This window comes from Streptosporangium sp. CA-135522 (assembly GCF_050949235.1).
Lineage (GTDB): Bacteria > Actinomycetota > Actinomycetes > Streptosporangiales > Streptosporangiaceae > Streptosporangium.
Genome location: NZ_CP192026.1, coordinates 5428866 through 5450139 on the forward strand (window position 1 = coordinate 5428866; position 21274 = coordinate 5450139).

General features: G+C 72.3%; 14 protein-coding genes. 4 read left to right on the forward strand and 10 right to left on the reverse strand.

Annotation, left to right across the window (positions count from 1 at the left end):
- Positions 1–64 precede the first annotated feature (64 nt).
- Complete coding sequence (locus tag ACQPYK_RS25740; RefSeq protein WP_433235666.1) at positions 65–1636, forward strand: SIP domain-containing protein; 1572 nt, start codon at positions 65–67, stop codon at positions 1634–1636.
- 91 nt (positions 1637–1727) lie between these two features.
- Here ACQPYK_RS25740 and ACQPYK_RS25745 read toward each other — a convergent pair whose 3' ends face one another.
- The 6 genes from ACQPYK_RS25745 to ACQPYK_RS25770 all read right to left on the reverse strand — a co-directional run bounded on the left by ACQPYK_RS25745 (position 1728) and on the right by ACQPYK_RS25770 (position 12346).
- Complete coding sequence (locus tag ACQPYK_RS25745; protein ID WP_433235669.1) at positions 1728–2783, reverse strand: FecCD family ABC transporter permease; 1056 nt, start codon at positions 2781–2783, stop codon at positions 1728–1730.
- Positions 2780–3790 (reverse strand): iron chelate uptake ABC transporter family permease subunit, encoded by a 1011-nt coding sequence (locus ACQPYK_RS25750; RefSeq protein WP_433235672.1) that lies wholly within the window; start codon positions 3788–3790, stop codon positions 2780–2782. The genes ACQPYK_RS25745 and ACQPYK_RS25750 overlap by 4 nt, the downstream gene beginning before the upstream one ends.
- Entirely contained in the window at positions 3775–4554 is a 780-nt protein-coding gene (locus ACQPYK_RS25755) for a thioesterase II family protein (RefSeq protein ID WP_433235675.1), read from the reverse strand. The genes ACQPYK_RS25750 and ACQPYK_RS25755 overlap by 16 nt, the downstream gene beginning before the upstream one ends.
- Positions 4547–7957, reverse strand: coding sequence for an amino acid adenylation domain-containing protein (locus ACQPYK_RS25760; protein WP_433235678.1), 3411 nt, complete (start codon positions 7955–7957; stop codon positions 4547–4549). The genes ACQPYK_RS25755 and ACQPYK_RS25760 overlap by 8 nt, the downstream gene beginning before the upstream one ends.
- 97 nt (positions 7958–8054) lie before the next feature.
- Entirely contained in the window at positions 8055–11312 is a 3258-nt protein-coding gene (locus ACQPYK_RS25765; RefSeq protein WP_433235681.1) for a non-ribosomal peptide synthetase, read from the reverse strand.
- On the reverse strand, positions 11309–12346 hold the full coding sequence (locus ACQPYK_RS25770; protein ID WP_433235684.1) for an ABC transporter substrate-binding protein: 1038 nt from the start codon (positions 12344–12346) through the stop codon (positions 11309–11311). Before ACQPYK_RS25770 ends, ACQPYK_RS25765 begins: the two co-directional genes overlap by 4 nt.
- A gap of 155 nt (positions 12347–12501) precedes the next feature.
- Here ACQPYK_RS25770 and ACQPYK_RS25775 point away from each other — a divergent pair, with 155 nt between their 5' ends.
- Both ACQPYK_RS25775 and ACQPYK_RS25780 read left to right on the forward strand, forming a co-directional pair.
- Entirely contained in the window at positions 12502–14130 is a 1629-nt protein-coding gene (locus ACQPYK_RS25775; protein WP_433235689.1) for a (2,3-dihydroxybenzoyl)adenylate synthase, read from the forward strand.
- 40 nt (positions 14131–14170) lie between these two features.
- Complete coding sequence (locus ACQPYK_RS25780; RefSeq protein WP_433235692.1) at positions 14171–15493, forward strand: lysine N(6)-hydroxylase/L-ornithine N(5)-oxygenase family protein; 1323 nt, start codon at positions 14171–14173, stop codon at positions 15491–15493.
- A 28-nt stretch (positions 15494–15521) separates the two neighbouring features.
- Here the strand turns inward: ACQPYK_RS25780 and ACQPYK_RS25785 are convergent, their stop codons facing one another.
- The 3 genes from ACQPYK_RS25785 to ACQPYK_RS25795 are packed head-to-tail and all read right to left on the reverse strand — an operon-like array spanning position 15522 to position 18301.
- Positions 15522–15854, reverse strand: coding sequence for an STAS domain-containing protein (locus ACQPYK_RS25785; protein ID WP_433235695.1), 333 nt, complete (start codon positions 15852–15854; stop codon positions 15522–15524).
- A gap of 6 nt (positions 15855–15860) precedes the next feature.
- Positions 15861–16913: a cobalamin B12-binding domain-containing protein gene (locus tag ACQPYK_RS25790; protein ID WP_433235698.1), complete on the reverse strand. Its 1053-nt coding sequence runs from the start codon at positions 16911–16913 to the stop codon at positions 15861–15863.
- Positions 16910–18301, reverse strand: a complete 1392-nt coding sequence (locus ACQPYK_RS25795) for a PP2C family protein-serine/threonine phosphatase (RefSeq protein ID WP_433235701.1) — start codon at positions 18299–18301, stop codon at positions 16910–16912. The genes ACQPYK_RS25790 and ACQPYK_RS25795 overlap by 4 nt, the downstream gene beginning before the upstream one ends.
- Before the next feature lie 388 nt (positions 18302–18689).
- Between ACQPYK_RS25795 and ACQPYK_RS25800 the strand changes: the two genes are divergently transcribed.
- Positions 18690–19868: an Ig-like domain-containing protein gene (locus ACQPYK_RS25800; RefSeq protein ID WP_433235704.1), complete on the forward strand. Its 1179-nt coding sequence runs from the start codon at positions 18690–18692 to the stop codon at positions 19866–19868.
- Positions 19869–20012: 144 nt separating this feature from the next.
- Here the strand turns inward: ACQPYK_RS25800 and ACQPYK_RS25805 are convergent, their stop codons facing one another.
- The gene (locus ACQPYK_RS25805; protein WP_433235707.1) at positions 20013–20975 is read right to left on the reverse strand and encodes a radical SAM protein; all 963 of its coding nucleotides are present in this window, start codon (positions 20973–20975) and stop codon (positions 20013–20015) included.
- Positions 20976–21274: the final 299 nt, after the last annotated feature.

The window sequence follows — 21274 nt, forward strand, 5'->3', positions numbered from 1 at the left end:
TTGTAGTTTAGGTTAGGCAATCCTAATATAAATTAGGGTTACCTAACTTAAAGAAGGGGTCGCGATGCAGGACACGACCTGGAAGGCCGAGACGTACGTCGCGGAGAACTCCGGTCAGACCCAGTCGGCGATGGAGGCGCTCGCACTCGCGGCCGCCCATCTGCACGCCGGCGGACGGTTCGCCGACGTGGGATGCGGCACCGGCGAGATCGCCGCCGCGATGGCCGAGCGCCAGTTCGACGTCACGGCCAGCGACGCGTCGCCGTCCATGGTGGCGGCCACCCAGGCGCGCTGCGCCGGGCTGAAGGTGAGTGCCGAGGTGCAGGACGCGCACCGGCTCGACCTGCCGCGGGAATCCTTCGACGTGGTCCACTCCTCGTGGATGCTGCACTGGCTGAGCGACCCCGAGCACGCCGTCCGGACCATGGCCCGCGCGCTGCGCCCGGGCGGGCAGCTCGTCCTGCAGTGGAGCTTCGGCCAGCCCGCCGCGGACGGCTTCCCGATGCGGGAGGTCCTGGAGGGCGTGGTCGGTCGGCCGGCCTGGCGTCAACGGCTGGCGGCGACGCCGCTGGCCATGTTCCACCACCCGGCAGAGGTCGTGTGCGCGCTGCTGCGCGCCGAGGGTCTGGACATCGAGCTGCTCCAGCCGGACGTGGACGTGCCGGGCCCCAAGGACCCCCGATCGCTGCGCCGGGTCACCCGGACGACCGCGTTCTCGACGCAGGCCGACGTCCTGGGCCAGGACGCGGATGCGTTCATCGACGAGGCGTTGCGCGCGCTGTTCGAGGCCGGGCAGACGAACGTGCACAACACCCGGGTGATCGCCCGCCGCCCGGACGGCACTCCGGCGCCCGCCGCACGCTCGCGGGCCTTCCCGCTGTCGGCCGGGCTGCTGCGGGTCGGCCGGATCGAGGATCTGACACCGCTGATGCGACGCTTCGTCTTCACCGTGGAGGGTCCGGCCGGACTGCCGGTGGAGGAGCCGGGTGAGATCATCACTTTGATCTGGCCGGCGCCGGGCGCCTCGGAGGCGGTCCCGCCCGAAATCGGCCGATGGCGCTTTCCCGACCACGCCGGCCGCCAGCTCACCCGCAACTACACCGTGCGCGCCTACGATCCGGATCGCCGCCTGGTCACGATCGACTTCTTCCTGCACGGTGACCACGGCCCGGCGTCCCACTGGGCCTGCGACGCCGTTCCCGGGGACCGCATCGGCTACGGCGGCACGCGGGTGCACTGGGTGAGCGACCCGGCCGCCGAATGGACGCTGCTGGCCGGCGACGAGACCGCGCTGCCCGCCATCGACGCCATCGCCGAAACCAGGCCGGCCGGGCAGCCGGTCTTCGCCGTGGTGGAGGTCCGGGACGCGGCCGAGCGGCCCGCCCTGGCCGCTCCCGGCGTTCAGGTCACCTGGCTGTATCGCGGCGATCGCCCTCCCGGCCGCTCCAACGCGGTCGAGGACGCGGTTCGCGCGCTGGTCCTGCCGGCGGGCCGTGGGCAGATCTGGGCGGCGGGAGAGTCTTTGAGCATCCAGTCGCTGCGCCGTCACCTGCTGGAGGAACGCGGTCTGGCCCGTGACCAGGTCAGCGCCCTGGGTTACTGGAACCATCCGCGCTCGGCCACCCGACGGGACTGACCGGGGCGGACGTGCCCACCCGCCTGCGGCTGGGCGGGCGGGCACGCGGGGCATCCCGGCGGGCATGTCAGGGGGCAGATCAGCGGGCAGATCAGCGGACATCGCGCCCCCAGCGCAGCAGGGTCGCCAGGTAGAGGCCGCCGACCGCAGCGGTGACCACTCCGACGGGCAGCCGGGCGCCGGGAAACAGCCACTGGGTGAGGGCGTCGGCGGCCAGCAGCAACGTCGCTCCGCACAGCGCCGGTGACCACGGCGCGGTGGGCCCGCCCCCGTTCATTCGGGCCGCGAGCTGTGGCGCGGCCAGCGCGATGAACGGGATGGGACCGGCGGCGGCGACCGCTCCCGCGGTCAGCCCGACACCGGCGAGCATCGCCAGCAGGCGGGTCAGGCCGGGCCGGACTCCCAACGCCCGGGCGCCGTCTTCGCCCAGCTCCAGCGCCCGCAGCCCGGGCAGCAGCGGGACCAGCGCGGCAAGCGGCACGACGGTCAACACCGCGACCGGCACGACCTGCTCCCAGCTTCGGCCGTTCAGCGACCCGGTCAGCCACTCGGCGGCCGCGCGCAGGTCGGTCTGCTCGGCCCGGGACAGCAGGTAGGAGGTGAACGCGGTCAGCATCGCGGCCAGTCCGACGCCGACGACCACCGTGCGCCGGCCGTGCAGGCCGGACCGGTAGGCCAGCAGGAACACCGCGACCCCGGTGATCAGGCCGCCCCCTACGGCGCCGCCGGCCACCGCCGACGCCCCCGCGTCGAACACCAGGATCTGCAGGACGGCCCCGGCCGAGGCCCCCGCGGTGAAGCCGATCACGTCGGGGCTGGCCAGGGGGTTACGGCCGACGCTCTGGAACACCGCCCCGGCCGCGCCGAGCGCCAGGCCGGCCAGCGTCGCCACCAGCATCCGCGGCAGCCGTACCGACCAGACCAGATAGCCGGTGGCCCGCTCCCCGCCGCCGGACAGGGCGGCCCAGACCTCGACGGGGCTCAGCGCCATGCCGCCGACCAGGAGCCCGGTCAGGGCCAGCGCCGTCACCACGACCGTGAGGACCGTTCCCACCACCAGCGCACGCGACCGCACCCGCGCGGACAGACCGCCCGGCAGCCGCACCACCCGGCTGGGCGGACGCGGCACGGGGACCGGTGCGGTCATGCGGCCACGGCCCGGGGCCGGCGGGCCACCGCGATCAGGACGGGCGCGCCGAAGAAGGCGCACACGACCGCGACCTGGATCTCGGCCGGCCGGTCCACCAACCGGCCCACGACGTCGGCGGCCAACAGCAGGGTCGGAGCGAGCAGCATCGACGCGGGCAGCACCCAGCGCTGGTCGGGGCCGAGCAGGGCGCGCGCCAGGTGCGGCACGGCCAGCCCGAGGAAGGCGATCGGCCCGGCGGCCGCCGTCGCGGCACCGCACAGAAGGGTGACGGCGACGACGGTGGCGATCCTGGCCCTGGCCAGGCCGGCGCCGAGCGCGGCACTCACCCCTTCGCCCAGCGCGATCACATTGAGGACCCGGCCGAGCGGGAGCGCCAGTGCGAGCCCGGCCAGGATCGGTATGGCGACCGCGGACACCACACCGGACTCCCGCCCCGCCAGCGCGCCGACGGCCCAGAAGCGGAACCGGTCCAGCGCGACCGGATTCAGCAGGACGGCACCCTGTACCAGGGCCAGCAGCGCGGCCGACACCGCCGCCCCGGCCAGCACCATCCGGATCGGGGTGGGGCCGCCACGGGCGGCGCCGCCGATCGCGTACACCGCGGTCGCGGCCAGGGCCGCGCCGGCGAAGGCGAACCAGAGCTGTCCACCCGCACCGTCGATCCCGAGGGTGAGAAAGGCGATCACCATCGCCAGCGCGGCTCCGGCGTTGACGCCGAGCAGGCCGGGGTCGGCCAGCGGGTTGCGGGTGAGGGCCTGCATCAGCGCTCCGGCCACCCCGAGGGCGGCTCCGGCCAGGACGCCGAGCAGCGTGCGCGGCAGCCGCAGGTCGTGCACGACGGCGGCGGCGTCCGAACCGTCGGGCTGCAGCAGCAGCGCCCACACCTCGCCGAGCGGGATGGACCGGGCGCCTACGCTGATGCTCAGCGAGGCGACCAGCAGCAGTGTCCCGGCCGCGCACACCAGCACCAGCGGCCGGGCCGGACCGCTCACGCCGGTGGCCACGGCAGGGCGCGGGTGCGCTGGGCGCTGAGGAAACGCACCACGTGCGCGACCACTTCGGCCTCTTTCTCGATCAGATAGAAGTGGCCGCCGGGGAAGACCGCCAGGCCGGTGAAGCGGCGGGTGGTCTCGCGCCAGCGATCCGCGTCGCCTTCGAACACCTCCCGGTCGCGGTTGCCCAGAAGTACGGTCACCGGGGTGTCCAGCACCGGCTGGAGGTCGGGCAGGTAGGTGCCGATCAGTGTGAAGTCGGTCCGGAAGGCGGGCAGGACCAGGTCGCGGAAGTCGGGGTCGACCAGCATCTCCGGTGGGGTGCCGCCCAGCTCGTGCAAGTGCCCGATGATCTGTTCGTCGTCGAATCCGGCAACGCCGGACGGCAGCTCGCGCTGCCGGCGTGGGCTCTGGCGGCCCGACAGGGCCAGTCCCAGCGGGCCATGGTCGTGCTCCTCCAGCCGCCGGGCCACCTCGAAGGCGACGGAGGCGCCCATGCTGTGTCCGAACAAGACGGTCGGGACGGTCATGTGGGGGGCCAGGACCCGGGCCACGGCGTCGGCCAGGGTGGCCATGTCCTCGATCGGCGCCTCTTCGAATCGGCGTTCCCTGCCGGGGTAGGCCAGGCCGAGGACCTCCAGGTCGGCGGGCACGCGCCTGCTCCAGCCGCGGAAGAAGTTGGCCGAGGCTCCGGCGGGGCCGAAGCAGACGATCCGTCCCGCAGGATTCGGGTGGTTCTGCCAGCTGCGGGTCCAGGACCGGTCCAGCTCAGCCACGGCTCGTCCCCGTCTCCTCGTCGTCGAACGCGCCGTCCAACTCGTCGTCGGTCATGGCCTCGATCTCCAGGTAGAGTTCGGCGACCTGATCGGTGCGGTCGTCGCCGATCCGGGCGGCCAGCCGCGCCACCGTCGGGTGTCGCAGGATGTCGTGAACCGAGACCGCGTCGGTGTCCAGCGCGTCCCGCAGCCTGCCGACGATCACGGTGGCCAGCACCGAGTCGCCACCGAGCAGGAAGTAGTCGTCGTCCATGCCCACTTCCTCCAGCCCGAGCGCCCGGCACCAGACGAGGGCGATCACCTGTTGCAGCGCGGTGACCGGCTCGCTCCGCCGGGACGTCTGTGCCCGGGCGGCGGCCAGGGCGGTCAGCGCGCGGTGGTCGACCTTGCCGTTGCCGGTCAGCGGCAGCGCATCGACGACGACCACCCGGTCCGGGATCATGTGTGCGGGCAGCCGTTCGGCCAGGTAGGCGGTGAGCTCCTCTTCGGCGAGTTCGCCGGCCACGACGGCGTGCAGCCGTGGCGCGCCGGTCCGCAGGACCAGCGCGGTGGCCTGGCGCACGGCGGGGTGGGTGAGCAGGGCCGCCTCGATCTCGCCGAGCTCGATCCGGAAACCGCGGATCTTCACCTGGTGGTCGGCGCGGCCGAGAAACTCGATCGTGCCGTCCGGCCAGTACCTGGCCCGGTCGCCGGTGCGATACCAGCGCACGCCCTCCAGGGAGACGAACCGGTCGGCGGTGCGCCCGGGATCGCCGCGGTAGCCGTCCGCCACGCCCGCGCCGCCGATCCACAGCTCGCCGGGCACCCAGTCGGGGCAGTCGCGGTCTTGGACGTCCACCACCCGGCAGCGCACGTTCCGCAGCGGCGTGCCGTACGGGACGCCGGCCCATCCGGCAGGGACGCGACCGGCGGTGACCTCTTGGAAGGTGGAGTGGATCGCGGTCTCGGTGGTGCCGCCCAGACCGGCGAAGCGGCAGCCGGGAACCTGGGCGGCGAGCCGGACCGGCAGGTCGACGCCGACCCGGTCACCGCCGAGCAGGACCGCGCGCAGGCTCGGGCCGAGCGGATCGTGCTCGGCGGCCGTCAGCAACATGTCGAGCAGGCTCGGCACGCAGTTGAGCACGCTCACCCGGTGCGTGCGCACCTGCCGTGCCCAGGACGCGGCGTCCCGGCGCGCCTCCTCCTCGACGGTGACCACGGCGCCGCCGGTCGACAGCGGCGCGAAGATGTCGAAGACCGACAGATCGAAGTCGAGTGCCGACAGCGCGAGCGTCCGATCGGCCGGGCCGAGGGCGAATCTGTCGACGAGATCGGCGATGGTGTTGGCGGCGGCGAGGTGGGAGACTTCCACACCCTTCGGCTCGCCGGTCGAGCCCGAGGTGAACAACACATAGGCGACCGCCTCGGGTGCGGTCTCGGCCGGCTCGGCCAGCGGCTCCGGCCAGCTCACCGCCTCCTGGTAGGGCAGGTTCCGGCCGAGCACCACGCCGGCCCCCGCCCGGGTGATGATCCGTTCGGCTCTGGCCCGCGGCTGCTCGACGCCGACCGGCACGTAGTGGCCTCCGGCTGCGAGCACGCCGAGGACGGCCACCACCTGTTCGGGGCCCTTGGGCAGGCTGATCGCGACCGGGTCTCCGTCACCTACGCCGTGCGCGCGCAGCGCTCCCGCCACCCGCAGGGCCCGTGCCGCCAGCTCGCCGTAACCGACCGAGCCGCCGGCGCCGAGCAGGGCGGGCGCCTGTGGAGTACGGGCGGCCTGGTCGAAGAAGAGCCGATGCAGCGGTAGGACGGGCAGCCGGCCGCCGGTGTCGTTGACCTCGGCCCGGACCTTCGACGCGGCGGCGGGCAGCAGCGGCCCGACCGGCTCCTCCCAGGCGGCGGCGTCGCCGATCCTGGCCAGCAGCGTGCGGAAGGCGGCGAACATCTCGTCGGGCAGGCCGTCGGGAAACGCCCCGGTGCGCACGTCCCAGTTGGCCAGCAGCCCACCGTGGAACTCGGTGATCTGCGCGTCGAGCAGCACCTGCGGCCCTTGGGAGACGATCCACACCGGCTCGCCCAGGCAGGACTCGACCTCGGGACCGAACAGCTCGCCCAGGTCCAGGGCGCTGGTGAACACCACGGGGGCCAGCACCGGCGCGCCCTGCTCGCGGGCCAGATCACGCAGGACGTCCAGACCGGCGTAGGAGGAGTGTGCCGCGGCCTCGTGCATGCGTTCCTGGATCTGGACGGCTCGCTGGGCGAAGGTGCGCCGCTCGGTCAGGTCCACCTCCAGCATGATCGAGCTGGTGAAGTCGCCGACCAGGTCGTCCACGTCCGGGTGCAGAGGGCGGCGGTCGAACAGCGGCACGTTGAGCAGGAAGCGCGGCTCGCCGCTCCAGGCTCCGACGACTTCGGCGAACACGGTGGCCACGGTGACCGCCGGGGTGAGGCCGCGGGCCCGCGCCAGGGTGGTGAGGCGGTCGCGTTCGGCCGGAGAGAGCCAGTGGTGCAGCCGGGTGACACGGTCGGGATCTTCGGGGTCGGCGCGCAGGGGCAGGGCGGGCGCGCCGGGCAGGTTCGGCACCCGTTCGCGCCACCAGATGACGTCGCGCTCGGCCGGGCGCTGTGCGCTACGGGCGGCCTGGTAGCCGGCGAAGGTGCAGCCGATCTCGGGAAGCGGTGCGGCCGGGTCCCGGTACAGGCCGACCAGGTCGGCCAGCAGCACCCGGTAGCTGCGGGCGTCGGCGGCGAGCATGTCGACGTCCACGTGCACCCGGGTGCGGCCGCCGGGCAGCAGGGTGACTCTGATGTCGAACATGTGGCCCGCGGTCACGTCGAGGAGCTGGTGGGAGAGCCGGTCGCGCAGCTCCGCCAGGCGGTGGTCGACCTCCTGCGGCGTGGCCGCGCGCAGGTCCACGACCTCCAGCTCCTGACCCCGGGCCCACGCCTCGATCACTTGCCGGCCGTCGTCGGTGACGCGGGCGCGCAGCATCGGATGCCGGTCGGCCAGCGCGGCGACCGCCGCGCCGAGCCTGGCCGGGTCGACGCCGTGGCCGTCGAACTCGGTGTAGAGGTGGGCGGCGACCGCGCCGAGTTCGGCCGATCCGCCCCGGCCGACCCAGTAGGCGTGCTGCATCGAGGCCAGCGGGAACGGGCCGCCCGCGTCCACCGGCGGTATCGGCGTCGGGGCCGGTTCGAGCTCGGGTGAGGGGGCGATCAGGCGTGACCACTGGGCCAGGGTGGGGATACGGGCCAGGTCGCCGAAGCCGACGGGGAAGCCGGCCCGCCGGCAGCGGTCGGCGATTCGCATGAACCGGATCGAGTCCAGTCCGAGGGCGATCAGATCGTCGTGGTCGTCCGGCGGGTCGGCGCCCGGACCGAGTTGCTCGGTGGCCATCTGCCGGAGGTCGTCGATCGTCAGCATGGAGTGAGGATCTCCTTTGCTTCCTTGGCGGTGCGGAGGGGACGGGGGAGGGTTGTGTTCCACGGGGTTCCGGGGTGTTCTAGGAGTCCGGGGTGTTCTAGGAGGAGGTCAGGGCGGCGGCGAGCGCGGCCGGGGTCTTGTGCGTGAACAGGTCACGCACGCCGAGTTCGGCGCCCTGCTCGCGGGCGGCCCGCACGAGCCGGACGGAGGCCAGGCTGTCGCCGCCCAGCTCGAAGAAGTCGTCTTCGGCTCCGACCGTCTCCAGGCCGAGAACCTGGGCGAAGGCGGCGCACAGCGCTTCCTCGGCCGGGGTCCGCGGTGCCCGGCCGGAGCCGGCGGCCGGCGTCGGGACGGGTAGCGCGGCCCGGTTCAGCTTGCCGTTGGGCAGCAGCGGCAGCACCGACAGCGGCACGACGGCCGAGGGGACCATGTGGTCGGGCAGCTCGGCGGCGACCGCGTGCCGGACCGCCGCCGGATCCAAGGTGCCGTCGGTGTCGACCACGTAACCGATGAGCCGGCGCAGGCCGGGGCGTTCCTCCCGGACGGTCACCGCCACCGGGCGGTCACCGGCCGCGCGGCGCAGCGCCGCTTCGACCTCGGCCGGCTCCACCCGGAAGCCGCGGATTTTGACCTGGTCGTCGGCGCGGCCGAGGAACTGCAGCTCGCCGTCGTCCCGCCAGCGCATCAGGTCGCCCGTGCGGTAGAGGCGCTCGCCTCCCGGGCCGGTGACGAAACGTTCGGAGGTCAGGTCGGGACGGCCCAGATAGCCCTCGGCCAGCCCGTCACCGCCGACGTACAGCTCACCGGGAACGCCGGGCGGTACGGGATGGCCCGCGCCGTCCAGGAGCGCCACCGTCGCGCCGTGCACCGGCCGTCCGACCGCCGGGCCGCGGCCGGGCAGCACCCGGGCGATCAGCGAGTCCACGGTGGCCTCGGTCGGGCCGTACAGGTTGAAGGCCGCCGTCTCGGGCAGTTCGGCCAGCCGTCGCCACAGCGCGGGGGAGACCGCCTCGCCGCCGAAGCCGAGGACCGCCGGCAGCCGCCCGTCGTGGTCGAACTCCAGCCAGCGCAGCGTCTCCTCCAGCAGTGACGGCGTGAGCTCGATGAAGTCCAGCTTCCGCTCGGCGATGGCGGCGGCGAGGGCGCGCGGGTCGGAGTAGGTTTCCTGGCTCAGGACGTGCAGTTCGTGCCCGTCCAGCAGCCACAGCTGGGGCTGCCAGGAGGCGTCGAAGGAGAAGGACCAGGCGTGCCCGACCCGCAGCCGGTCTCGGCCGGTGCGCTCGCGGGCGGTCGTGAACAGATCCTCGCGGTGGCTGTGGAACAGGTTGACCAGGCCCCGGTGGGGGACGACGACGCCCTTGGGCCGCCCGGTCGAACCCGAGGTGTAGATCACATACGCCGGGTGGCCGGGTTCGATCGGCACGGCCAGGTTGTGTCCCGGCAGGCCGGACAGGCGGGCCGCCACTTCGGGTGAGTCCAGGTCGATCAGGTGTGTCCCGTCCGGCGGTGCCGGCAGCTCGACTCCTTTCGCGGTCAGCAGGATCGCCGGGCGCGCGTCGCCCAGGACGTGGGCCAGATGGTCGGCCGGGTATCCGGTGTCCAGCGGGACGTAGGCGGCGCCGGACTTGAGCACCGCCAGGATCGCCACCATCGTCTCCGGCGAGCGCGGCAGCGCCAGTGCGACCAGCCGGCCCGGCGCCGCCCCTTCGGCGGCCAGCAGCCGGGCCAGCCGGTTGGCCCGCTCGTTGAGATGCTCGAACGACAGGCCTGCGCCGTCTGTGGCCAGCGCCGGTCGACCGGCCGAGGCCGCCGCCTGCTGTTCGAACAGATCGGTCACGGTGACCGCCGGCACCGGCCGGGGGTGTGGCCTGCGCGCCCACCTGTCCAGGACCAGTGGATGTTCTTCGGCGAGCAGCAGGTCCAGCTCGGCCACCGGAACCTCGGGGTCGGCCACGGCCCGTGCCAGGATCTGCTCCAGGCGCCGCATCAGCTTGACCACGGTGGCCTCTTCGAACAGCGCGCGGCGGTAGGTCGCCTCGATCGACAGGCGGGTGCCGAGCAGGAACGCCTCGAAGGACAGGTCGAGCTGGGCGGTGCCGTTGTGGAAGGTCTCCCAGGTCACCTCCAGGCCGGGCAGTTCGGGGCCGGTCATGCCCTGGGTGAGGAAGACGATCGTGACGTCGAACAGCGGCCCGCGATCCAGCCGCCGCTCCACTCCGAGCTCGTCCAGCAGCAGGTCGAAGGGGACGTCCTGGTTGGCGTAGGCCTCGGCGCAGACCTCCCGGACCCGATCCAGCAGTTTCCGGAACGAGGGCCGGCCGGTCAGGTCGACGCGTAAGGCGAGCGTGTTGCCCAGGTTGCCGATCAGCCGGGTCAGCTCCGTGTGGTCACGGTTGAGGGTGGGGGTGCCGATCGTGACCTCCTCGGACTGGGTGTAGCGGCCCAGCAGCGCCGCCAGCCCCGCCACCAGCGCCATGAACGGCGTCGCTCCGGCGCCGGCGGCCAACGCGGTGAGCTTGCCGGTGAGGTCGGCGGGCAGGTGGTGGGTGTGGCGGCCGCCCTCGCCGCTGACCGTGGCGGTGCGTTCGAAGTCGGTGGGCAGGTCGATCCTGGCCGGCGGCGGGGTGAGTCTGGACCGCCAGGCCTCGATCTGGCGGCGATCGGGGTCGCGCTGCCAGCGGTCACGATGCCAGGCGGCGAAGTCGGCGTACTGCACCGGCAGCTCCGGCCGGCCATCCGGCCGGCCGGATGTCAGGTCGCGGTAGGCGGTGCTCAGCTCCGCCGACAGCACGCCGAACGTCATCCCGTCCCAGGCGATGTGCTGCACCACCATGACCAGCGCGTGCCGATCGTCTGCCAGCCGTACCAGGACCAGGCGCAGGGGACTGCCGGTGGCCAGGTCGAACGGGTCACGCCCGGCTTGGCGGGCCAGTGCGGCCAGCGCCGGCTCGCGTTCGGCGGCGGGCAGGCCGCTCAGGTCTCGCTCGTGCCACTCGGGCGCGAGCCGGTCCAGCACGAGCTGGTACGGCGCGCCGTCCGGGCCGGCCCGGTAGACGGTGCGCAGCACCTCCTGCCGGTCTGCGACCCGCCCGAAGGCGGCGCGCAGCAGGTCGGGGTCGAGCGCCCCGGTCAGGCGCAGCATGATGCACACGTTGAACGCCGCGCCGCTCGGATCGACCTGGTGGATGAACCACATCCGCTGTTGGGCGTAGGACAGCGGGGCCGGTTCACCGGCCGGGCGGCGCGGAATGCGGGCCCGGTCGGCGCCGGGGGCGGCCAGGCCGCGCTGGTCGAGCTTGCGGCGCAGCAGTGCGCGGAGCCGTTCGTCCCTGGTCGGGGTGTCCTGGGCCGTCATGCCATCGCCTTTTCGATCTTGGGCAGGATCTGGTCGACGGCCCAGGCCACGTTCAGCACGCCGGGGGCGATCAGCGGGAAGGCCAGCGAGGTGTCGACCGTGATGTAGCGGCCCTCCCTGACCGCCGGGATCTTGGAGAAGACCGCGTTGTCCTCGAAGGTCTTCCGCGCGCCGGGGGAGGGGTAGAAGACGATGACCAGATCGGCGTCGATGAGGTCCAGCCGCTCGGCGCTCACCTCACGCTTGGCGCCCAGCTCCCGCACCTTGGGCGACAGTTCGAAGCCGAGGGAGGCGAACATCCGGGCCGAGGCCTCGTTCGGATCGGTCACGGTGGGGATCTGCGCCAGGGTGGCGCCCTGGGTGAAGGTGAACGTCCTGCCCCGCCAGCCCGGGTGATCGGCGCGGATCCCGGCGAATCGGTCCTCGACCTCCTTGATCGCAGCGGCCGCCCTGTCCTCGGCGCCCAGTGCCTTGCCGATCAAGGTGGTCTGCTGCTGCCAGGTGTCCTGGAAAGGCGCCTCGCTCTCGTAGCTGATCACGGGAGCGATCGGGGACAGCTTGGCGAAGTCGTCGGGGATGGTGCGGTGCATCCCGGCCAGGATCAGGTCGGGCTTGAGCGCGAGGACCTGCTCGACGTCGACGGTGTTGGCCTCGATCAGGGTGGGTGTCCTCCCCTGCATCCTGCGGGAGACCCAGGGTTCGATCTCCCCGGGGTGCCCTGCCGCCTTGGGCATGCCGACCGGGACGACGCCGCATGCCAGCGCGGCGTCGGCCGTGCCGGTGGGGAAACCGACGGTGACGATCCGCTCGGGCCGCTTGGGGATGGTGACCTGGCCGAGCTTGGTGGTGATCGTGCGCGGGAACCCTCCCGCGCCGGCTGTGCCCGCCGCCGGGCCGGCGGGAGCCGCGGAAGGCGCGGCGTCGACGGTGGTCGCTCCGCAGGCGGTGAGGAAGAGGCCCGCGCCGAGGACCGCCCCTCCCCGAAGGAACCTTCGCCGGTCCATCGGGGTGAGGGTGAAAGGACGCTGGGACATCTAGACCTCCGGTCGAACATGGGGTAGATCATTATTTGGGTAGGCTAACCTAAAAAAAGTTTGGTTAGCCTCACCTAAGCTAATCTTGTAGATCGTGTCGCGCAATGGCGCCCGACGCGAATCCCCCTCCAAACCCCGACTCCGCTGGAGCTTCGATGCCCTCAGCCGCTCCCTCCCCGCTGCCCTCCGGCCTGACCCCCTGGCCCCCCGGCCTGGCCGCCCGCTACCGCGAGCAGGGCATCTGGGACGGCCGCACGCTCGGAGCCCTGCTCACCGAATGGACCCGCGCCTACGGCGAGAACACCGCGCTGGTGGCAGGCGAGGACCGCCTCACCTACCGCGACCTCGACCGGCGCGCCGACCGGATGGCCGCCGGGCTGGCCGCGCTGGGCATCCGCCCCGGCGACCGGGTCCTGGTCCAGCTGCCCAACATCGGCGCGTTCGTGATCCTGTTCTTCGCCCTGGTACGCCTGGGAGCGGTGCCGGTCCTCACCCTGCCCGCCCACCGGATCACCGAGATCGGCCACCTGGCCCGGCTGTCGAGCGCCGTCGCCTATGTCATCCCCGACCAGAGCGGTGGATTCGACTACCGCGACCTGGCCGCCGCCGTCCTGGCCGAGGCTCCGGACCTGCGCCACGTCCTGGTGGCCGGCGAGCCCGGCCCGTTCACCGCGCTGGCACGGATCGACGCCGACCCGGTGCCGCACCCCGACCCCGACCCCGCCGACCTGGCCCTGCTGCTGGTGTCCGGCGGGACCACCGGCGTGCCCAAACTCATCCCGCGCACCCACCAGGACTACGGCTTCAACGCCCGGGCCAGCGCGGAGATCTGCGCTCTGGACGCACGCTCGGCCTACCTGGCCTGCCTGCCGGTGGCGCACAACTTCACGCTGGCCTGCCCCGGTGTCCTGGGCACGCTGGGCGTCGGCGGGAAGGTCGTCCTGTCACCCTCGCCGGCTCCCTCCGACGCCTTTCCCCTGATCGAAGCCGAACAGATCACCATCACCGCCCTGGTCCCGCCGCTGGTTCCCCTGTGGTTGGAGACCGCAGAGTGGGACCCGGCGGATCTGACCACCCTCAAGCTCCTGCAGGCCGGCGGATCCAAACTGCCGGCCGAGACCGCCCGCCTCATCCCGGCCGCCCTGGGCTGCGCCGTCCAGCAGGTGTTCGGCATGGCCGAAGGCCTGCTCAACTACACCCGCGCCGACGATGACGCCGACCTGGTGGAGCACACCCAGGGCCGTCCGCTCAGCGCCGAAGACGAGTTGCGCGTCGTGGACGCCGACGACCGCGACGTCGCCCCCGGCGAGGTCGGCGAGCTGCTGGTGCGCGGGCCGTACACGCTGCGCGGCTACTACCGGGCCGCCGGGCACAACGCCACCGCCTTCACCTCCGACGGCTACTACCGCTCCGGCGACCTGGTCCGCGCGCTGCCCAGCGGACACCTCGTCGTCGAAGGCCGGGTCAAGGACACCATCGACAGAGGCGGCGAGAGCATCTCCGCCGAAGAGGTCGAAGCCCACCTGCTCACCCACCCCGCCGTCCGCCGCGCGGTCGCCATCGGCCTGCCCGACACCGGTCACGGCGAACAGCTGTGCGCGGTCGTGGTGCCCTGGTCCCAGCCGCCCACCCTGCCGCAGCTGCGCCTGCACCTGATGGGCCGCGGACTGGCCGCCTTCAAGGTGCCCGACCGGATCGAAGCCGTCCAGGATCTACCGGTCACCGCGGTCGGCAAGATCGACAAGCAGGCTCTGGTCCGCCGCTTCGCCGGCCGGACGACGTGAACGTCCCCCCGGCCGCCCGCCATCTGATGAAAGGAATGTTGTGACCAGCTCCGATGTGGCCGACCATGATCTGATAGGCGTCGGTTTCGGCCCTGCCAATCTGGCCTTGGCCATCGCCGTCCACGAGCACAACCACACCGCGGGGCAGGAGACGGTGCGAGCCGCTTTCGCCGAACGTCAGCCGCGCTTCGGCTGGCACCGGGGGATGCTCCTGGACGGCGCGACCATGCAGGTCTCCTTCCTCAAGGATCTGGCCACCATGCGCAACCCCACCAGCGCCTTCGGTTTCCTGCCCTATCTGCACGAACGCGGCCGGCTGGTCGACTTCATCAACCACAAGACGATGTTCCCCACCCGGCTGGAGTTTCACGACTACCTGGAATGGGCCGCCGCCCAGGTGCGGCACGACGTGCACTACGGCACCGCCGTGCGCGCCCTGCGCCCGCTGGTAGGCCGCGACGGCACCATCGCGGCGGTCGAGGTCGTGGCCACCGACGGGCGGATCCTCGGGCGGACCCGCAACGTCGTCCTCGGGGTCGGCCTGCAGCCCCACCTGCCCGAGGGGGTGCACGTCTCCGAGCGGGTCTGGCACAGCAACGACCTGCTGTCTCGGCTGGGCACCCTCTCCCGGACGCGACACGACCGCTTCCTCGTGGTGGGCGCCGGGCAGAGCGCCGCCGAGGTGGTGGAGTACCTGCACCGTACCCACCCCCACGCCGAGATCTGCGCCGTGCACTCCCGGTACGGCTACAGCCCCGCAGACGACAGCCCGTTCGCCAACCGGATCTTCGATCCCGGCGCGGTCGACCATTTCTACGACGCCCCCGACAGCGTCAAACAGACACTGCTCGCCTACCACGGCAACACCAACTACGCCGTCGTCGACATCGACCTGATCGACGAGCTCTACCGCCGCGTCTACGCCGAGCGGGTCTCCGGCCGAGGACGACTGCGCATCATGAACATGTCCCGGGTCGTCGAGGTCCAGCGCCTTCCCGACGGCGTCCGAGCCCGGGTGGACGGGCCGGGCGCCGGTGAGCCCGAGTTCCTGCACTGCGACGCGCTGATCTTCGCCACCGGCTACCGTCCCGCCGACCTGACCCCGATCCTCGGCGACCTGGCGGGCTTGTGCGTCACCGACGACCAGGGCCGCCTGCAGCTCACCCGCGACTACCGAGTCCGCACCGACCCGGCTCTGCGCTGCGGCATCTACCTCCAGGGAGGCACCGAACACAGCCACGGGCTCTCTTCCTCGTTGCTGTCCAACTCGGCGATCCGAGCAGGAGAGATCCTGCGCTCCCTCCTCACCGGCCGAAACCGCCGGGAAGGCAAACCCGCAGACCCTCGACTGGCCGTTCGCTGACCCGGCCGACCTACCGGCCTGCCGCCCCCTACGAGGCGGGCGGCAGATCGAAGACCTGGTCCAGGGCGGTCACCTTGAACAGGTGGCGCAGGTAGGAGGTCAGCGCGATGATCCGCATGGTGGCGTCGTGGTCACGGGTGGCGTTGTAGAGGTTGATCAGGGCCGCCACGCCGGAGGAGTCGATGAAGTCGAGCCCGGACAGATCCAGCTCCAAGTGCCGCAGCTCTTCGGAGAACAGCTCCTCGGCCAGCGTGAAGAGCTCAGCGGCCGTGTCGTAGTCCAGGTCACCGGTGAGCACCAGCAGGGTGGTGCCGGCGACGGTGCTCTGAAACTCGGCACGGAGCGGGGTCTTGTCGAGCATCTATCGTCAGATCTCCAAATCGGCGTCGTGCGCCGCCTCGATCCCCTGAGCCAACAGATGGCGGGCACGGGGGAAGTCTCGCAGCTCATCGTAGAAAACGCGCAATCCCACCTTCACCGCCCCTGCCGGCACGCCGCGTGCCCGTAGCACGCCGGCGGTCCAGGTGATGAAATCGGTGAACACCTGGGCGTCGTCGACGTAGACGGCCGCGGTGAGGAAGTCGAGGATGTGGCCGAGGTCCTCGGCGGTGGAGTCGAGCTGGTGGGCGGTGTAGGCGGCCATCGGCGGCCAGGCGGCGGTGAGAGCGGCCATCGCGCCGGTGAGCAGCTCACCACGCCGGCGCGTCAGATGGGTGTACTCCTCATCCGACAGGTGGGCCGGCCCGTGCGGTGCGGCGGGGAAGGCGGGCAGCGCGCCGCTCGACAGATGGTCGGCGGCGGCGTCGGCGGTCGGGGCCCAGGCGTCGGCGCCCAGCAGCCGGGCGAGGCGGCCGTCGGCGCCGAAGCCGGATCCACCGGCCAGGACCGGCACGCCGACGGCCTGGCAGGCGGTGATCGTGGCGTGCGCCCGGGGCAGGCGGATGGCCAGGGCGCAGCCCAGCGCGACCGCGTCGGGCCCGGTCTGGTGCAGGTGGGTGATCAGATGCGGGCCGGGCACGTTGGCGCCGAGAAAGTCGACCCGCCAACCGCGCAGGCGCAGCACCTCGGCCAGCAGCCGGGTGGGCAGCGCGTGGTATTCGCCGTCGGCGCAGGCGACGGTGATTCGGCCGAGGACGGGCGCGGGCCGGACCCGGGCGACGATCGCGGCGACGGCGCGCTCGCTGACGGCCGTCGCCCCGTGTTCGCGGGCGACCGACCACTGGTTGGCCGCCCACAGCTCGCCGATGCGTCGCTGGGCGGGCGCGATGAGGTCCAGCAGCAGGCTTTCGGCGCCCACGCCCTGCTGGAGCAGGTCGAGCACCAGATCGACCGCGCCGAACTCGTCGGCCTGGCCGATGTGCTCCAGGTAGTGTTCGCCGGCGGCCCGCAGGTCGGTGGTGACGAGACCGGCGGTGCTCATCGGACGGGCCTCGACTGTACGGCGAGCAGGGCCCGGTCGTCCTGGGTGTCGCCGGCCAGCCACTCGGTGCTGATCTGCTCCAGCCGCTCCACCACCGCCGCGGCGGGCATGCCCACGCAGGTGGACAGGGCGTTCTTGAGTCGTTGCCCGCCGTACATCTCGTGGCCGGTGGGACCGCCGAACGCCTCGGTGATGCCGTCGCTGTAGAGCAGGCACACCTCGCCGGGGGCCAGCTCGACGGTGACCACGGTCAAGACGATCTCCGGTAGCGCGCCGAGCAGGGAGCCGCGGGTGACGGCCTCCTGCACGGTGCCGTCCCGGCGCAGGATCAGCGGTGGGGGATGCCCGGCGACGGCCAGGTCCATGCGCAGGTAGCCGTCCCGGCCCGCGCGCAGTGTGCTCAGCACGAGGGTGACATAGGGGTTGGGGGCGGGGGAGGCCAGCAGTGAACGGTTGAGCAGTGGCACCAGCCGCTCGGGGCGCTCCTCCAGCAGCAGCAACGTGCGCAGGCTGTGACGGACCTGCCCGGCCAGGACGGCGGCGCGCGCGCCCTTGCCGCAGACGTCTCCCAGGACGACCAGCGGCTCGCCGGGCTCGCCGGGGCCGGGAAGGTAGACGTCGTAGAAGTCGCCGCCGATCAGCGCGGCCTGCTGGGCGGCGCGCAGCGAGCCCGCCAACTCCAGCCCGGGCAACGTGGGCAGGGCGGGCGGGAGCAGATCGCGGGTCAGGATCGCGTTGGTGGCGCTCTGCTCCTGGTACAGGGCGGCGGCCGAGATCGCCGCGCCCGCGCGGGCGGCGAACACCCGTACCAGGATCTCGGCCTCCTCGTCGAAGGCCGGACCGCCCTGACGACGGGCGAGCACCAGCGCCCCGGCCGGCACCCCGTTGCCGGGCAGCGGAGTGACGAGCAGGTGTCCGGCCCGGCCGAAGCCGTCGGGCAGCAGCCACTCGGGCACCTGGCCGGGGTCCAGCCAGCGGCTGGGCACGGGCGGGAAACCCGCCAGCGCCTCGGTGAGGCCGGGCACCTGCGCGGTGGCGGCCATGCCGGCCGTGCCCTCTTCCAGGGGCTGCCGTCCGGTGACCGAGCGCAGCCAGCTCGCCTGGCGGCGCCCGGTGGGGGGCAGCACGACCATGGCGGCGTCGGCCAGGAAGGAGACCGCGAGCTCGACCGTGGCACGGGCACAGCGGCGCATGTTGAGCGAGGCCGACAGCCGGCGGCCGGCCTCGACCAGGAACTCGGTGCGCCGGCGCTCGGCCCGCAGCGCGTCGGTCCTGGCCGATTCGGCCGTGACGGCGCGCAACAGCCCCTCGCTCGGCGCCTGCGGGGCGTCGTCGAAGTGCGCGGCTCCGACGCTGTCGGTATCGCCGGCGGGCCGTACTGCGGTCATCACCCGGGCCTTCCGTCTCGAGGAGATCACGCCAGCCTAGCTTTCCCCTCAGGTGCCGGGCAGGCCGGTCGCGACCGGCTCGGGGCGGCGACGAGGCGCCCCTGCCCCCTGTCCGTCCCGTGACGCCTTCGGCGGGCGGGGGTCACCGGTTTTCGCCGGGGACGGCCATCGGCCCAGGTGGAGACGCCGCGCCCGCGCCGCCCCTCACACCGGGCGGCGACACCCTCCCGCAACTCCCGGTTGGCATGTTTTTGACTCCATGAAGTGACCGAAATGTGACTCAACTCTCCTGAACCAGGTGTACTCCACACTCATCTCCTATTAGGGTTTTTAGACGCAGTTTGCTGTAGTGGGGGAGAAAGTTGTGCTAAACGTGGAGCGTCGTGGCATGAGAACACCGCTGGCAGGACTGGCGGTGGCGACGGCGGCCGTGCTGGCCACCTCCTGCTCCGGCGGGTCGGCCCCGACGGCCCCCGCCGCCGACGGTGGTGGCACCGGCACCGGCACTGAGAACGCCCCGGCGCCGGTGATCAAGATCAGCCCGGCGCAGGGCAGCGCGACCGTGCGCCCGGACAAGAAGGTCGTCGTCACCGCGGCCAACGGCTCGCTCGAGCAGGTCACCGTGGAAAGCGGCGGCAAGCCGCTGGCGGGCTCCTTCGACGCCGGCCGTACCAAGTGGGTGTCCAAGACGCCGCTGAAGCCTTCCAGCAGCTACACCGTTTCGGCGCGAGCGGTGGGCGGCACGACCGCCAGCAGCTCGTTCAAGACGCTCAAGCCGAAGGTCGAGCTGGCGGTGGCCGATGTGACCCCGGCGTTGAAGGGCGAGAAGGTCGGCGTGGGGGCGCCGATCATCGTCACCTTCAACAAGCCGGTCAGCCAGAAGGCCGCGGTGGAGCAGGCGCTGGAGGTGAAGTCGGAGAAGCCGGCCCAGGGCGCGTGGCGGTGGATCAACGACACGACGGTGATCTACCGGACCGCCAAATTCTGGCAGCCCCATCAGAAGGTGACCTTCACCGCCCGCCTCAACGGCGTGCAGGGCGGCAAGGACATGTACGGGGTCGAGGACTTCACCAAGAAGATCCAGATCGGTGCGGCCCAGATCGCCACCGTCGACACCCGCAAGCACAAGATGATCGTCAAGCGGGACGGCAAGGTCGTGCAGACCATGCTGATCAGCGCGGGCAACGCCAGCACCCGCGAGTACACCACCACCAGCGGCGTGCACCTGACGATGGGCAAGTCCAACCCCGAGCGGATGATCTCTCCCGGCCGCAAGAAGGGCGACCCGGGCTACTACGACGTGATGATCAACCACGCGGTGCGCTTCTCCAACAGCGGCGAGTACGTCCACGCCAAGGACAACGTGTGGGCCCAGGGTCGCCAGAACGTCAGCCACGGCTGCGTCAACTCCCGGCCCGACCAGGCCAGATGGTTCTACAACCAGGTCCAGCGCGGTGACGTCATCACCATCACCGGCACCAACCGGGAGATGGAGTGGAACAACGGCTGGGGCTTTTGGCAGATGCCGTTCAAGCAGTGGAAGAAGGGCAGCGCCCTCGCCGGATGATCCTCCGGGGCCGGTCGGCACCGAAACGTCCGAGTGTCTTCTTCGCGTGTCGCAGTCCAGAAATCGGCCTGCGACACGCGAAACGGGTTTGCGCCGCGCAGCCCAGAGCGACCGGCCTGCCGATGCCGAAGGCGGCCCACCGGCTCACAGCAGGGTGAGCTGCCGGTGGGCGGGCAGGGCCAGCGGCAGGGGCTGCTCGGGCCGGGTCGGGCTCATGCCGTAGCGGGCGGCCAGCTGCAGGACCTGGCCGGTGATGCGGCGCACGTAGGCGGGATCGGCGTCGGGGCCCTTGCCGTACAGCTCGCCGTAGCGGGCGGCCAGTGCAGGGTGGTGGTCGCCGATCCACGCCAGGTACCACTCCCGGGCGCCGGGAGGCAGACGCAGCACGTGCGGGGTGAGGCTCACCGCCCCGGCGTCGGCGGCACGGCGCACCGTGGCGGCCAGTTGCTCGGGGGAGTCGGTCAGCAGCGGCAGGATGGGCGCCATCGCCACCCCGCACGGCACACCACGCTCGTTGAGCTCGGCCACCAACTCCAGGCGTTTTTGCGCGCTGGGCGCGCCGGGCTCCACGGTACGGCGAACCCGGTCGTCGACGAAGGCGATGGAGACCACCGCGCCCGCGCCGGGGGCGCCGGCCAGCAGTCCTGCGTCGCGCAGGATCAGTGTGCTCTTGGTGTGCACGGTGAACGGCGCCCCGGCCTCGCGCAGGGCGGCCACGATGCCGGGCATCAGCCGGTAGATGTCTTCGGCGCCCTGGTAGCAGTCGCCTGCCATGCCCACGATGATGGGCTCGCCGTCCCACTTGGCCGCCAGCTCGGCGCGCAGCCGCCGCACGATGTTGGTGCGCACCACGATCCGCGAGTCGAAGTCGGCGCCCGGCCCCAGCCCCAGATAGCGGTGGCCGCGCCGCACCGCGCAGTAGCGGCAGGCCTGGGCGCACCCTCGGTAGGGGCTGATGGCCCAGCCTTCGGCGGTGCGCTCCAGCGCGCTGCGCGCCTGCACCTCGTAGCAGGTCAGCGCGCCGTGAACGCGGGTCACCGCGGTACGCTCGATCCGCGGCCGGACCTCGGGCGGTCCGGCGAGCAGGGCAGGCGCGTCCCATCGCATGCCGATCAGTGGAACACGTTTTCGACACCGCTCGCAAGTGGAACCGCGTCGACGCCGCTCATCTCCGGCTGTCCGGCGGCCTTGAACCCGGCGGTTCGGCAAGTTACCCGACAGCGGATTCCGGCGAGCCTTGTCCGGCCTCGGCGAAGGTGGCAGCGATCCCGCTGGAGTCGGCATGCCGTACTCTCCCTGCCTTCCGTCTCGGACATGAGCAGGCATGCCGATGGCTCGAAGTCTCACCGAAGCCGGCGCGCGAGTGGCGCTCGTCCCATCGAAGTGGAACTCGACGTCCGATTCCC